9 protein-coding genes and 1 pseudogene are annotated in these 14,692 nt (G+C 73.2%); 4 read left to right on the forward strand and 6 right to left on the reverse strand.

Annotation, left to right across the window (positions count from 1 at the left end; all coding sequences use genetic code 11):
• Nucleotides 1-43: 43 nt before the first annotated feature.
• The 3 genes from metH to AB1460_RS09710 form a co-directional block, all read right to left on the reverse strand.
• Nucleotides 44-3,784 carry a methionine synthase gene (metH, locus tag AB1460_RS09700; RefSeq protein WP_368960456.1) on the reverse strand — a complete coding sequence of 1,247 codons (3,741 nt, stop codon included), beginning with the start codon at nucleotides 3,782-3,784 and terminating at the stop codon, nucleotides 44-46.
• A 119-nt stretch (nucleotides 3,785-3,903) separates the two neighbouring features.
• On the reverse strand, nucleotides 3,904-4,830 hold the full coding sequence (locus AB1460_RS09705; RefSeq protein WP_368960457.1) for an alpha/beta fold hydrolase: 927 nt from the start codon (nucleotides 4,828-4,830) through the stop codon (nucleotides 3,904-3,906).
• 420 nt (nucleotides 4,831-5,250) lie between these two features.
• A complete protein-coding gene (locus AB1460_RS09710; RefSeq protein ID WP_368960494.1) occupies nucleotides 5,251-5,661 on the reverse strand; it encodes a VOC family protein in 411 nt (136 codons plus the stop codon).
• Nucleotides 5,662-5,668: 7 nt separating this feature from the next.
• Between AB1460_RS09710 and AB1460_RS09715 the strand changes: the two are divergent.
• Both AB1460_RS09715 and AB1460_RS09720 read left to right on the forward strand, forming a co-directional pair.
• Nucleotides 5,669-6,853: pseudogene (locus AB1460_RS09715) on the forward strand (helix-turn-helix transcriptional regulator); the annotation flags it as partial.
• Between the two features lie 138 nt (nucleotides 6,854-6,991).
• The gene (locus tag AB1460_RS09720) at nucleotides 6,992-8,305 is read left to right on the forward strand and encodes a DUF2252 domain-containing protein (protein WP_368960495.1); all 1,314 of its coding nucleotides are present in this window, start codon (nucleotides 6,992-6,994) and stop codon (nucleotides 8,303-8,305) included.
• A 61-nt stretch (nucleotides 8,306-8,366) separates the two neighbouring features.
• Here the strand turns inward: AB1460_RS09720 and AB1460_RS09725 are convergent, their stop codons facing one another.
• The gene (locus tag AB1460_RS09725) at nucleotides 8,367-9,041 is read right to left on the reverse strand and encodes an alpha/beta fold hydrolase (RefSeq protein WP_368960458.1); all 675 of its coding nucleotides are present in this window, start codon (nucleotides 9,039-9,041) and stop codon (nucleotides 8,367-8,369) included.
• Nucleotides 9,042-9,212: 171 nt separating this feature from the next.
• Here AB1460_RS09725 and AB1460_RS09730 point away from each other — a divergent pair, with 171 nt between their 5' ends.
• A complete protein-coding gene (locus tag AB1460_RS09730) occupies nucleotides 9,213-9,707 on the forward strand; it encodes a MarR family winged helix-turn-helix transcriptional regulator (RefSeq protein ID WP_368960459.1) in 495 nt (164 codons plus the stop codon).
• Entirely contained in the window at nucleotides 9,707-11,560 is a 1,854-nt protein-coding gene (locus AB1460_RS09735; RefSeq protein ID WP_420497230.1) for an MFS transporter, read from the forward strand. The genes AB1460_RS09730 and AB1460_RS09735 overlap by 1 nt, the downstream gene beginning before the upstream one ends.
• A 97-nt stretch (nucleotides 11,561-11,657) precedes the next feature.
• On the opposite strand, the gene AB1460_RS09740 is transcribed toward AB1460_RS09735, so the two are convergent.
• Both AB1460_RS09740 and AB1460_RS09745 read right to left on the reverse strand, forming a co-directional pair.
• On the reverse strand, nucleotides 11,658-13,568 hold the full coding sequence (locus tag AB1460_RS09740; protein WP_368960462.1) for a DUF6461 domain-containing protein: 1,911 nt from the start codon (nucleotides 13,566-13,568) through the stop codon (nucleotides 11,658-11,660).
• Nucleotides 13,569-14,193: 625 nt separating this feature from the next.
• A complete protein-coding gene (locus AB1460_RS09745) occupies nucleotides 14,194-14,631 on the reverse strand; it encodes a type II 3-dehydroquinate dehydratase (RefSeq protein ID WP_368960464.1) in 438 nt (145 codons plus the stop codon).
• Nucleotides 14,632-14,692: the final 61 nt, after the last annotated feature.

Consider the following 14,692-nt stretch of genomic DNA (forward strand, 5'->3'; position numbering starts at 1 on the left):
GAGGGGTCCTGCACCCCGCTGCGGGCAGCGTAACGCTCGGTGACTACTCCGGGTCGTAGGCGAGGTTCGGGCGCAGCCACTTCTCGACCTCGCCGATGCTCATGCGCCGCCGCCGGGCGTAGTCCTCGACCTGGTCGCGGCCGATCCGCCCGACGGTGAAGTACCGCGACGACGGGTGGGCGAAGATGATCCCGCTCACCGCGGACGCGGGCGTCATCGCGAACGACTCGGTCAGCGCCATGCCGACCCGGTCGGCCTCGAGGAGGGCGAACAGCGCCTGCTTCTCGCTGTGGTCCGGGCTCGCCGGATAGCCGAACGCGGGCCGGATGCCGCGGAACCGCTCGGCGTGCAGGTCCGCCAGCGCCGGCTGTGCGTCCGGCTCGAACCAGGCCCGGCGCGCCTGCAGGTGGACGTACTCGGCGAAGGCCTCGGCCAGCCGGTCGGCCAGCGCCTTCACCATGATCGCCCGGTAGTCGTCCTGGTGGGCCTCGAAGTCGGCGGCGAGCCGATCGGCACCGTGCACGGCCACCGCGAACGCGCCGAGATGGTCGCCCGCCGGCGCCACGTAGTCGGCGAGGCTGCGGTTCGGGCGCCCGGTGGGCTTTGCCGTCTGCTGGCGCAGCATCGGCAGCCGCAGCTGGCCGCCCTCGGCCAGGGAGCTGGTCGCACCCGGCGCGGCGGCGTCCACCGCGGCCACGTCGATCACGATGTCCTCACCGTCGGCGACGGCGGGCCAGAAGCCGTACGCACCCTCGGCCCGCAGGCCGCCGTCGGCGATGATCTGGTCGAGCAGGGCGTTCGCGTCGTCGTACAGCTCGCGGGCGACCGGCTGCTCCAGGATCGCCGGGAACTTGCCCTTCAGCTCCCAGGCGAGGAAGAAGAACTGCCAGTCGATCATGGCGCGCAGCTCGGCGAGCGCCGGCGTGACGACACGCAGCCCGGTGAAGGCGGGGACGGGCAGGTCGTCGAACGGGACCTGCTCCCGGTTCGCCCGGGCCCGGGCGAAGGTGAGCAGCGGCTGCTGCTGGCGCTTCTCGTGCTGTTCCCGCAGCTCCTGCTGCTCCTGGCGGGTGCGCGCGGCGAGTTCGACCGCCCGGTCGTCGTCGAGCAGGTCGGAGACCACGCCGACGACCCGGGAGGCGTCCAGCACATGGACGGTCGTGGCGTCGTAGGCGGGCGCGATGCGCACGGCGGTGTGCTGGCGGGAGGTGGTCGCACCACCGATCAGCAGGGGCAGCTTCAGCCCGCGGCGCTGCATCTCGGCGGCCACCGAGACCATCTCGTCGAGGGACGGCGTGATCAGCCCGGAGAGGCCGACCGCGTCCGCGCCCTCGGCCACGGCCGTGTCGAGGATGACCTTCGCGGGGACCATCACCCCCAGGTCGATGACCTCGTAGTTGTTGCAGCCCAGGACCACGCCGACGATGTTCTTTCCGATGTCGTGGACATCGCCCTTGACGGTCGCCATCACCACCCGGCCGTTGCCGCGGCGGCCCTGGTCGGCGTCGGTGGAGCCGCCGGCGGCGAGCAGTGCCTGCTTCTCCGCCTCCATGTAGGGCTCCAGGTAGGCGACGGAGCGCTTCATCACCCGGGCGCTCTTGACCACCTGCGGCAGGAACATCTTGCCCGCGCCGAACAGGTCACCGACGATCTTCATCCCGTCCATCAACGGGCCCTCGATCACGTCGAGGGGGCGGGCCGCCTCGGCGCGCGCCTCCTCCGTGTCGGCCTCGATGAAGTCGACGATGCCGTGCACGAGCGCGTGCGCGAGGCGCTCCCGGACCGGGGCCTCCCGCCAGGACAGGTCCACCACGCGCTTCGTGCCGCTGCCGCTGACCGTCTCGGCGAACGCGACGAGCCGGTCGGTGGCGTCGTCCCGCCGGTCGAAGAGCACGTCCTCGACCAGTTCGAGCAGATCGGCGGGGATGTCCGCGTACACCGCGAGCTGGCCGGCGTTGACAATGCCCATGTCGAGCCCGGCGCGTACCGCGTACAGCAGGAACGCCGAGTGCATCGCCTCGCGGACGACGTTGTTGCCGCGGAAGGAGAACGACAGGTTCGAGATGCCGCCGGAGAGGCGCACCCCCGGGCAGCGCTCCTTGATCAGCGGCAGCGCGTCGATGAAGGCCTTGGCGTAGCCGTTGTGCTCGGCGATGCCGGTGGCCACCGCGAGCACGTTCGGGTCGAACACGATGTCGGTCGCCGGGAAGCCGACCTGCTGGGTGAGCAGGTCGTAGGCGCGCCCGCAGATCGCCACCTTGCGCTCGGTGGTCTCCGCCTGGCCCTTCTCGTCGAAGGCCATCACGACCACGCCGGCACCGAAGTCGCGGATGCGCCGGGCCTGCTCCAGGAAGGGGCCTTCGCCCTCCTTGAGGCTGATCGAGTTCACGACGCCCTTGCCCTGCACGCAGCGCAGGCCCGCCTCCAGCACGCTCCAGCGCGAGCTGTCGATCATGATGGGCAGTCGGGCGGCCTCCGGCTCGGTCGCCAGCAGGTTCAGGAACGTGGTCATCGCCCGCTCGCTGTCGAGCAGGTCGGCGTCCATGTTGACGTCCAGCAGGTTCGCCCCGCCACGGACCTGCTCGAGGGCGACGTCGATCGCGGCCTGGTAGTCGTCCGCCTCGATCAGCCGGCGGAAGCGGGCCGAGCCGGTCACGTTCGTGCGCTCGCCGATCATGACGAAGCCGGTGTCCGGACCGATCTCGAACGGCTCCAGGCCGCTGAACCGGGTCCGGTCGGGCGGCTCGGGGATCGGGCGCGGTGCGGCGCCCTTCACCGCGTCGGCGATCCGCGCGATGTGCGCCGGGGTCGTCCCGCAGCACCCGCCGACCACGTTGACCAAACCCTCGGCCGCGAACCCGCCGATGAGCCGGCCGGCCTCCTCCGGAGTCTGGTCGTAGCCGCCGAACGCGTTCGGCAGGCCCGCGTTGGGATGGCAGGCCGTGTACGTGCCGGCGAGCCGGGCCAGGTCCATCACGTGCGGGCGCATCTCCTCGGCACCCAGCGAGCAGTTCACCCCGACGACCAGCGGCTCCGCGTGGGCGATGGAGCTCCAGAAGGCCTCCACCGTCTGCCCCGACAGCGTCCGCCCGCTCATGTCGACGATCGTCACCGAGATCCACAGCGGAAGCTGCGGGGCGACCTCGCGGGCCGCGGCGATCGCGGCCTTCGCGTTCAGCGTGTCGAAGATCGTCTCGATGAGGAGGAGATCGACACCGCCTTCGGCCAGCGCCGCGATCTGCTCGGCGTAGGAGTCCCGGACCTGGTCGAAGGTCGCCGCCCGGTACGCCGGGTCCTCCACCCGCGGAGACAACGACAGGGCCACGTTCAGTGGCCCGACCGACCCGGCGACGAACCGGGGCGCCCCCGTCCGCTCGGCGGCCTCGTCGGCGGCCTGCCTGGCCAGCCGTGCGCCCTGCACGTTCATCTCCCGCACCAGCGACTCCAGGCCGTAGTCGGCCTGGGCGATGCTGGTGGCGGTGAAGGTGTTCGTCGTGGTGATGTCGGCGCCCGCGGCCAGGTACTGCCGGTGCACGTCGAGGATGACGTCCGGCCGGGTCAGGTTCAGCAGGTCGGGGTCGCCGGTGATGTCCTTGGGGTGGTCCGCGAACCGCTCGGTGCGGTAGTCGGCGGGGGTGAGGCCGGCGTTCTGCAGCATCGTGCCCCACGCGCCGTCCAGCACGACCACGCGCTGCGCCAGCAGCTCCCGCAGCACCTGCCCACCGGCCACCTGGGCATCGGGACCGCTGACAACCGCGCTACCGAGGACCCCGGATTCCGCCATGACATACACCTCCCTGTGAGGGAGGCGCCCTTACGGAGTGGTGCCGGCCGAGCGTGGCGGACCTGAGCCCGTTACAGAACCAGGGTCCGTTGCAGCGCCCCTCGACTTAATCGCCGACATTACACGGTGCCCCGCGAGGCACCGACGTCCAGCCGGACCCCCGGCCCGACGTCCCGCCGGGGTTCCCACCTGGGTTCCGGCCCGGCCTGCGCGACGATCTCCGGGCCGCCGACGAGCAGCTCGCGCAGCATCGCCCGCAGCGAGCGCCGGTCGCTCCACATCGGAGCCGTGGCGGGAAAGATGTGCGTCCGCGCGCGGGGGAGGGCGGCGGCAACCTCGTCCACCATCAGGGTGCGGTGGATGAAGTCGCCGTCCTGCCCGACGACCAGCACCCGCGACGCCACCCGTGCCAGCCGCCCGCGGTCGGCGACCGGGGCGTTCCCCGGGCGCTGCGTCGGCGGTGTGCAGGCCGCCAACATCAGCGCGTAGGCCCGCAGGTACGCGTCCGCGCCGCGGACCGACAGCAGCTCCGGGGACATGCACGCCGCGATCTCGGTGCGCAGCTCGTCCGGGTCGCCCCCCTGCCGGGCCAGGTGGATCCGGCGGAACAGATCCTCGACGTCCGGCGGGATCGGCTCGTCCAGCGCCGGCGGCAGCAGCAGCGCCAGGGCCTCGAACCGGCCCGGCTCCTGGTCGACGAGCGCCATCAGCGCGCCGGCCCCCATGCTCTGCCCGACGGCGGAGGTCGCCCCGACCGCGTCGGCGACCGCGGCCAGCTCCGCGGCGAGCTCGGGATACGTCCAGCCGTCGGGCCGCGGCGACGAACCGCCGTAGCCGCGGAAGTTCACCACGGCCTTCGTGCCCGGCAGGTTCAGGACAGTGGGCAGCATCACCCGCGCTGACGCGCCCCAGGCGTGCGCGGCGAGGATGACGGGCTCTCCCTCCCCGACCACGAGCACCTCGTTCGACGCACCGGGCCCGCCGACCGTGACCGTCCGAACCTTCTTCGGTACTGCCCGGAGCTGCCCCGTCCCTGTTGCCGACACCGACACCGACACCCCGTCCCTGTGCTGTCGCGGTCCCCCGCGCTGCCGCGAAGACCGTCCTGTCCTCCGTTGACGATCCCATCGTGGTTCTCCCGGTGTCGGGCAGGCGCCGGGCGTCACACCCGAGCAACGGGGCAGTCGCCCGTCCGCCCAGCGTCGGGAGCTGGTCGCGTCGGTGGGAGGCATGGGGAACCTCGTCTCCGGGGCAGGGATGGGACATCGACCATGACTCCGAACGTATGTTCGATGATAGGCGGGTCCGGGTGGTGGTGGGTCTGGCGGGCAGGGGGAGACCACACGGGGAACCGGACGTCGCCTCGAGGCCCCGGCGACGTCTGACAGGCCGGAGCACCGCAGCCACGACATCCAGCGGTGGTGCCGTGGCTGCGCCACTGTCCGTCTACGACTCCGCCGCGCCGTCTACGACCACGCCGCGGCGGGGCAGAGGCAGAACGGGTGGCCGGCGGGGTCGAGGAGAACCCGCCAGCGGTCGCCACCCGGCTGGAACTCGGGCTGGGTCGCGCCGAGCCGGTCGGCCAGCTCCAGGGTCGCGGCCAGATCCGGAACGCGGAAGTCCAGATGGAACTGCTGCGGCCCGTCCTGGTCCGGCCACCGCGGCGGCTGGTAGCCGTCCACCCGCTGGAACCCGATCATGATCTCGGTTCCGGGGGGTGTCAGGTAGGCCCAGGCACCATTCTCGTCAGCACCACCGACGCCCCATCCCGTCAGCTCGCCGTAGAACTCCGCCAGTGCCTTCGCGTCCGGGCAGTCGACCATCAGCCCGGCCCAGCTCACCCCCGCGGTCGGCCCCGCCGTCTCCGCCGTCTCCATCGTCTCCATGTCACTCCTCCAGCTCGGGTGCGGGGCGGTCGACGTGCGGACCGTTGCGCCGTGCGCATCTCCCGCGCGGTACCGCTGCTCCTTCCCGCGCGTTCGTCCCCGTGGCCATCCTCACCGCGATACCTGGCTTCTCCTGTCAGGTATCGCGGCGGAGAATGCGGCGGTGCGCGCCAGCCGCCTGTTGTCCGTCCTTCTGCTGCTGCAGGTCCGCGGCCGGCTGACCGCCGGCGAGATCGCCGCCGAGCTGGGTGTGTCGGTCCGCACCGTCTACCGGGATCTGGACTCGCTCGCCGCGGCGGGCGTGCCCGTCCTCGCCGAGCGGGGGTCCGCGGGTGGGTACCGGCTGGTGGCCGGCTACCGGACGAGCCTGACCGGCCTGACCGCGGGCGAGTCGGACTCGCTGCCGCTGGCCGGCCTCCCGGACGCCGCCGCCGCGCTCGGTTTCGGCCTGGACGCCGCGGCCGTCGAGCGCAAACTGCTCGCCGCGCTGCCCCCGGGGAACCGGGAACGGGCGGCACGGGCCCGCGAGCTGTTCCACCTTGACGCGCCCGGCTGGTTCCGGGACGCCGAACCCGTACCCTTCCTGGCGGACGCCGCCGGCGCGGTCTGGGGGCGTCGCCCGATCCGGATCACCTACCTGCGCTGGCGCGCTCCCCGCGAGGTGGTCCGTGAGGTGGAGCCGCTCGGCATCGTCCTCAAGAGCGGCACCTGGTACCTGGTCGCAGCCACTGCGCAGGCACCGCAGGCACCGAAGGCGGCGCGGACGGGGGAGGCGGGGGCACGTGCCGCGGGCGTGGAGGCGGGTGCCGGCAGCGGCGTCCGGGTCTACCGGGTCGGACAGATCCGCGCGCTGGATGTCCTGCCGGGGACCTTCACCCGCCCTGACGGGTTCGACCTGGCCGGGTACTGGGCCGGCTGGACGGCGCGGTACGAGGCCGAGGTCTACCGGTCCTCGGCGACGGTGCGGCTGTCGCCGGCGGGGCTGCGGCTCGTGCCCTTCCGGCTCGCACCCGCGGTGGCGAGGTCCGTCCAGCGCACGGCGGGCGAGCCGGACGCCGACGGCTGGGTGCGCGCCCGGCTGCCGATCGAGTCCGTCGGGCACGCCCGCGGCGACCTGCTGGTCCTCGGCGCTGACGTCGAGGTGCTCGATCCGCCGGAGCTGCGCGCGGCGATGACCGAGGCCGCGGCGGACCTGACGGCGCTCTACGACCGCCCACCCGACCACCGCGGGGTACCGGGGCAGGTGGTCACAACCGGGACATCGCGTGGGCGGCGGGGCGCTGGCATGCTGGACCGGCCGTACGAGAAGGAGCGCAGCGACATGACGACGTCCGCACCCGACCCGGACCGCACCCGCGTGATCGGGGAGGTCTTCGAGAGCGCCTTCGGCGATCTGATGGCCGCGGAGGCGGGCGCGTTCCGGCGCAAGTTCCGGAAGATGGCGGCGTCGCCGTTCGCCTTCTACCGCGGGTCCGCGGCGCTGTTCTACGCGGACGTCCACGCGCTCGACGACCCGTTCCTCGACGAGCGGACGAGCCGGGTCTGGATCCACGGCGACCTGCACGCGGAGAACTTCGGCACCTACATGAGCAGCAACGGTGTGCTCGTCTTCAACGTCAACGACTTCGACGAGGCCTACGTCGGGCCGTTCACCTGGGACCTGCGCCGGCTCGTCGCGAGCCTCGCCCTGCTCGGCCGGGCGAAGGCGCTCAGCGACGCCGTCATCACCGACCTGGTCGAGGCCTGCGTCGGCGCCTACCGGGAGAAGATCCGCGACCTCGCCGAGGGCGGCTCGTCCGCCGACCTGCTGACGCGGACGTCCACCTCGGGGGTGGTGCACGCCTTCCTGCAGCAGGCGCGGCGCGCCACCCGGGTCGGACTGCTCGACGAGCTCACCGTGGTCGAGGACTACGACCGACGGTTCACCCGGGGCGGCGGGGCCAGCGCGGTCGACGACGAGACCCGCGGGAAGGTCCTGGCCGCCTTCGACCGCTACCTGGCGACGGTTCCGCCGGGGCGGCGTACCCGGCCGGTGTCACTGACCGTCAAGGACGTCGTGCTGCGGCGCGGCGTCGGCATCGGCAGCGCGGGGCTGCCGTCCTACAGCCTGCTCGTCGAGGGGCAGACGGAGGCGCTGGACAACGACGTCGTGCTGTACATGAAGCAGGGCCAGGTCCCGGCGGTCAGCCGGTTCGTCGGCGACGAGCGGATCGCCGGCTACTTCCGCCACCAGGGGCACCGCACGGCGCTGTCCCAGCGCGCGCTGCAGGCGGACAGTGACACCTGGCTCGGGTACACCGAGATCGACGGGGTCGGCCAGCTCGTCGCCGAGGTGTCGCCGTACGCCCAGGACCTGGACTGGTCCGAGGTGAACGAGCGGGACCAGATGCTGGAGCTGGTCGCCGACCTGGGCCGCTCGACCGCGCGGATGCACGCCGTCGCCGACGACGAGAGCGAACACGACCTCGTCAGCTTCTCCACCGAGGCCGCCATCCACGAGGTGATCTCGGCGGACCCGAAGGGTTTCACCGCATCCCTCGTCGAGTTCGCCCACAGCTACGGCGCCCAGGTGCACCACGACCACGCCCTGTTCGTCGACATGTTCCGCAACGGGCAGATCATCGACGTCGACTGACGGCGGGGCCGGCCGCGAGGGCGCCGGTGGATGACGCGTCCGGCGGGCGTCCCGGCTGAGGTCAGATGCCGAGGAAGTCGAGGACGGCGTTCATCGCCCGGGTGTTCGCCTGGACGGAGTAGTGGTCGGCGCCCTCGATTGCCCGCCCGGTCGCCTTGGGGAGCAGCGCGGCGAGCTCCTCGGGGGAGCCGGCCTCGTCGCGCTCACCGGTGACGAGCAGGACCTCGCAGGTCACCGCGGCCATGTCGGCGGCGGTGAGCTGACGGATCGGCCGCCGGGCGAACGCCAGCACGGCGTCGATGTCGTTGCCGGCCCGCCGGGCCAGCCCGTGGATCATGCGGACCAGGACGTTGGTGCCGTCGTCCGCACCCGGGGTGAAGGTCGGCCGCTCCGCCGGGCGGTAGTCGAGCAGGCGCGGGCCGATGCCGAGCAGGGCCAGCCGCTGGAAGGGCGCCAGCCCGCGCACCGCGCACTCCAGCAGCAGGTGGGCGCCGGCGGAGAAACCGACCGCGTCGACGGGGCCACGGCCCGCGAACGCCTCGGCGACCTCCGCCGCGACGTCCGGGTAGGCCGCCGGGTCGGTGTCGCGGCGGGAGCCGCCGTGACCGGGCAGGTCGATGAGGATCACCTCACGGCCGGCCTCCTGCAGCAGATCGACCCAGCCGGACGAGCGCCAGCCGTGCTCGCTCGACGAGGCGAGGCCGTGGACCAGGACCACCGGGGGAGTGTCAGCCATACGTCGAACCGTAAGCCCGGACTGACGACTCGCGCGCTGTTTGCGCCGCGCCGCCGCGCCCTCGTGTCCGCGGTGTTCCTGTGACGGCCGCGTCCGCTGGGTCGATCCCGGAAGCCCGTGCTGGCCAGCCTGGACTTATAAGGTTAGGTTGGCGATGTGGTGGAGGGGCGGATGGCGGAGGCCGACGGCGCGGGCTCGCCCGCCGATCGGGCCGGCGGCCTCTCGGCGCCGGGTGACGCCGGCGAGACGCTCGAGATCGCCGCGGAGCTGCGGCTGAGTCTCAGCCTGCTGTTGCGCAAGCTGCGTCTGGTCCAGCCGGCCGGTGAACTGACGGTGGGCGAGACCGCGGCTCTCATCCGGCTCGAGCGCGGCGGGCCGGCGACGGCCGCGGCGCTCGCGAAACAGGATGCGATCAGCCCGCAGTCGATGGGGGCCACCCTGAGCGGGCTGGAGGAGCGAGGTCTCATCGAGCGCCGGCCTGACCCGGATGACGGGCGCCGGGTCATCCTGTCGGTGGCGGCGGCCGGCCGGGAGGCGCTGCGGGAGCGGCGCAACGCCCGCAGCGAGCAGTTGGCGCGGGCACTCGCCGAGAGTTTCAGCGATGCCGAGCGGGCCTGTCTGAAAGCGGCGGCGCCCCTGCTCGAACGACTGGCGCACAGCATCTGATGGCGCGGCCACCAGGCAGCGGTCCTGTGGGTACCCCGGTCGCGGCCGTCGGCGGCAGGTACAAGTGGGTCGTCCTGGCGAACACGACCGCCGCGGTGTTCATGTCCGCGCTCGACGGGTCGATCGTCCTGATCGCGCTGCCGCCGATCTTCCTCGGTATCGACCTGGATCCGCTCGCACCCGGCAACGTCAGCTACCTGCTCTGGATGATCATGGGATACCGCCTGGTGCAGGCGGTCCTCGTCGTCCCGCTGGGGCGGCTGGGGGACATCTTCGGCCGGGTCCGGATCTACAACGCCGGCTTCGTGGTCTTCACTGTCGCCTCGATCCTGCTGTCCTTCGATCCGTTCCGCGGCGGCTCCGCGGCGATGTGGCTGATCGGCTGGCGGGTGCTGCAGGCCCTCGGCGGCTCCATGCTCGCGGCCAACTCCGCCGCGATCCTGACCGACGTCTTCCCCGCCGACCAGCGCGGCCTCGCACTCGGCATCAACCAGGTCGCCGCGCTCGCCGGGCAGTTCATCGGCCTGGTAGCCGGCGGCGTGCTGGCCGTCTGGGACTGGCGGGCCGTGTTCTGGGTGAACGTCCCGGTCGGCGTGTTCGGCACCATCTGGGCCTACCGCCGGCTGCGCGAGCCGCCGCGCCGCGAGCGGCCGAAACGGGGGCGCTTCGACTGGTGGGGCAACATCACCTTCGCCGGCGGGCTCGGGGCTGTGCTGGTCGCCGTGACCGAGGGGCTGCAGCCCTACCGTGGGCACACCATGGGCTGGACCAACCCCACGGTGATCGCCCTGCTCACCGGCGGCACCGTGCTGCTCGTCGCGTTCGTCGCCGCCGAGAGACGGGCCGAGTCGCCGATGTTCGAGCTCGCCCTGTTCCGGATCCGGGCGTTCACCGCCGGGAACATCGCCGGGCTGGCCGTCTCGATCGCCCGCGGCGGGCTGCAGTTCGTTCTGATCATCTGGCTGCAGGGCATCTGGCTGCCCCTGCACGGCTACGACTTCGAGGACACCCCGTTCTGGGCCGGGATCTACCTGCTCCCCCTGACCGCCGGTGTGCTCGTCGCCGGCCCGCTCTCGGGCTTCCTCTCCGACCGGTTCGGCGCCCGGGGGCTGTCCACCTACGGATCGCTGGTGTTCGCGGCCAGCTTCGTCGGGCTCATGCTGCTCCCGGTCGACTTCTCCTACTGGGCCTTCGGCCTGCTGATCGCGGTCAACGGCATCGGCGCCGGGATGTTCGCGGCGCCGAACTCGGCGTCCATCATGAGCAGTGTCCCGGCGTCCGTGCGCGGGGTCGGCTCGGGCATGCGGGCGACGTTCCAGAACGCCGGCAGTGCGCTGTCGATCGGGGTCTTCTTCTCACTCATGATCGCCGGTCTGGCGGGCAGCCTGCCAGGCGCCTTCGCGACGGGGCTCGCCGCCGAGGGCGTTCCCGGCACCGTCGCCGACCAGGTCGGCGCCATCCCACCGGTGGCTTCGCTGTTCGCCGCGGTGCTCGGCCTCAACCCGGTGGAGCACCTGCTCTCCGCCGCCGGCTCACTGGACGCCCTCGCTCCCGAGCACCGTGCGGCGATCACCGGACGCGAGTTCTTCCCGCACCTGATCTCCGAGCCGTTCCACACCGGTCTGATCGTCGTGTTCGGTGTTGCCGCGGCACTGGCCGTGATCGCCGCGGCGGCCTCCGCGCTGCGCGGCGCGCACCAGCCGCACCCCGCCCGGGCCGTCGCCGCCGGCCTCTCGCCGGCCGACATCCCGCCGGCCGACATCCCGCCGGCCGGCATCCCGCGGGCCAGCATCCCGCCGGCCGATCAGCCCACCACGCCCGACGGCGGCTCCCCGCCGGCCAGCCTGCCGTGACCGCTGATGCTGACTGCGGCCGCCCCGCTGCGGCTGAGGGCCGGGACGCGGGGCGGGCGCAGCGTGTGTGGTGGGCGTGGGCGCGCGCGCCGGTCTCTCAGGGTTCGTTGATCAGGTAGACGACGTCGTTGGCGACCATCTGCTCGAGGTGCTCGGGCAGCACGGTGTGACCGGTGAACCGTTCGACGACCACCAGGCCCTTCGCCACCCGGTCCGTCGCGCCGGTCAGGTCCAGGTCGCGCAGGAGCGGGAGAACCACGTCGGGGACGGGGTCCGGGCCCGGCTCGAACGCGGCGAGGACGTCGCCGTGCTGGGCCAGCGAGAGCCGGGTGAGGGCGTTCAGGTTCCAGAACATGCTGGCGGCCAGCCCATGCCGGGACAACGACGAGAGCACGGCGTGCCGCGATCCCTGGCTGCCGCCGGCCTCCACCGCGAGGACCGCCCGGTCGTCACCGGCAAGGGGGAGAACGAGAAGGCAGGGGTCGGTGCGGCCGTCGGCCCGCAACCGCGCGAGTGAGCAGGGGACGTCCGGGTCGGCGTCGAAGCACCGCACGACGTCGGCGGGTGCCGCCCCGACCACGACGGTGAACGTCGCGGCCTCGCGGAACTCGCTGCGCCGGCGCACCCAGCGGTAGCGGGCCTCCGGCTGGGAGGCGACCGGCGGCGGCGCCTCTCCGCGCAGCCGGTGTCCCAGCTGGTCGCTGCGCCGGTGGACTGTCTCCGGTTCCGGCCCGGCGCCCCAGACCACCAGCTCGTAGGTCTCGTCCTCGCCGGCGCCGTCGCGGCCGCGGGCACACACCCGCAGCCGGTAGTCCCCGGGCCACGGGGGTGTCTGGTGGTAAAGGGAACGGGCGTCGGGCGGCGCGTCCTCCCGCCTGGTCGCGCCGCCGATCACGGAGGCGGCGCCGGCGGCGGCGGTCCAGCTGACGTCGACGATCTCGTCCCAGGCCGCTGCCTCGGCGGGCGGCGGCGGGCCGGGCGGCGCCGCGAGCACCTTCAGGGACACCGCCACCCGGCCGGTCCCGACGCCGGTCCGGACGCACACACCGCCGGCGGCGACGTCCACCAGCCCGTTGCGGGCGAAGTCGGGCGCCCCGGCTCCCGCTCCCGCCCCGGTCCCGGCGGAGTGGGAGCTGTCAGGCCCGCCGGTGTCCTCGACGAGGGCGAAGGTGTGCCCGGTGACCGGCACGCAGCCGGCGGCGTGGCGGGGCAGCCGGTAGTCCGCGCGGCGGCGCAGCAGCAGGGCGGCCGGGTAGGCATCCGGCATCGGGCGGCCGCCCAGGACGAGCGCGGCGGAGCCCAGCGCGACACCGACGACGACCGGCGCCTCGGCGCCCAGCGCCGGCGGGTCCAGCTCGCGCAGGACAGCGGTGGTCACCGCCACCGCAAGAGCCAGGTGGGCGGCGCCATGGCGGGCGGCCAGCGTCGCCTCGTCAGCAGGCGCGTCCGGCGGCTCGGCGCCACTGCTGTCGTCCACCTCGAACACGCGGTCGTCCACGACCAGCAGCGGGCCGGTGACGGGATGGTCGGCCAGCGCGCGTAGGTAGGCCAGGACAAGGTGGCAGGCGCCGGGGCTGACCCGGTCCAGCCGCGCGACGGCGTCGACCGCCTCGGGCTCGTCGGCGGGCGCCGCGAGGACCCGCGAGGTACCCGCGGCCGCCCGCACCGGCCCGGACGCCGACGGGTCGGTGAGGCTGCGGGTGAGGCCACGCGGCGCGTGCAGCGGGATCTCGTCGACGACCAGCTCGAGCGCGCCAAGGACCCGCTCCGGCAGACGTGGGCCGACCGACCGCAGCGCGGTGAGGACCGGAGCGCCCGGCCGAACCACCGGCCGCTCCGCCGCGCTGATCCGGCCGAGCTCGGCGGCGGGGGTCGGCGGAATGCGCGCCACCAGCTGTGAAAATACCTCCGCGACGACGTTCGCGAGCGGATCCAGGAGGCCCGCCGGCAGTTCGACGGTCGGCTCAGGGAGGGAAATCTGACGGCTTTCCAGGTCCGATCGAAACACTTGCGAAACTGTACTGAAGGGCCTGTGATTTGGTCGCGATCCGCTCTTCGGCGGCGTGACGATCCGTCAACACACATTCGTGCGGACGGAACCCCCGCGCCGGTGCGGCCGGATTTTCTGACAGCGGCGGTCGCGGTACGGCAATGCTATCCCGGGAGGCGGCCGCTGTTTCACCGGCGGACCGTCGGGAGGCGGAGATGACGATCTGGCCGGTTGTGCCCGGCCACCGCGGTACCGGGCGGTGACCGACCCGGCGGGTGACCCCGAGGCGACGCCCGCACAGCCGTGTCACCATCGTGCCGCCCGCCCGCACGCGGCATCCGCCGGGCGGCTCGGGTAGTTGCGCTCCGCCGGTGGGGCTCTGGCTCCGCCGCCCTGCCGCCCGCTCCGCCGCTCCGCCGCCCTGCCGTCCGCCTCGCTCCCGCCGCCTACCGCCCGTCACGCACCGGCCGGTCCTCCCGGGCGAGCGCCGTGCCGGGCCCACGGTGGACGCGGGCTGCCGGACGCCTCCCGCCCGCCGTAGTGCGCCCCGCCGGTGCCCAGGGCGCGCCCGGCGACACGTCCGGGCCGGTCAGAGGAGGCCTGACCGGCATGACGGGAAGCGACCGCGGCCGAGGCCGTGCCGTCAGGAAGCGGGCACGGTCCGCACGAGGGCCTCGGCGGCCAGCTCGTACCCGAGCGGGCCGAGGCCGGCAATCACTCCGGCGGCCAGCGGCGAGACCACCGACTCGTGCCGGAACGCCTCTCGGGCCCACACGTTCGACAGGTGGACCTCGATCCACGGGCGCGGGTAGTTCGCCAGGGCGTCCCGCAGGCTCCAGCCGGCGATCATCAACGCGCCCGGGTTCACGATCGCGCCGACCGTGTCGTAGTTGTCCTGAATGGCGTGGATCAGCTCGCCCTCGGACTCGCGCTGGACCGCCACGACCTGCCAGCCCCGGTCAGCGACCCGCTTCGCGACCGCCGCCTCGATGTCGGCGAGAGTCGCCGTCCCGTAGATCTCGGGCTGGCGCCGGCCGAGAATCCCCAGGTTCGGTCCGTTCAGGAGAAGCAGGCTGCTCACAGTGAACCTCTACAAGTGTGTGGCATGTTGTCTGGGCACGGTGTTTATAGCAAGGCCCGCG

It is taken from the genome of Parafrankia sp. FMc2 (genome assembly GCF_041008525.1).
Lineage (GTDB): Bacteria > Actinomycetota > Actinomycetes > Frankiales > Frankiaceae > Parafrankia.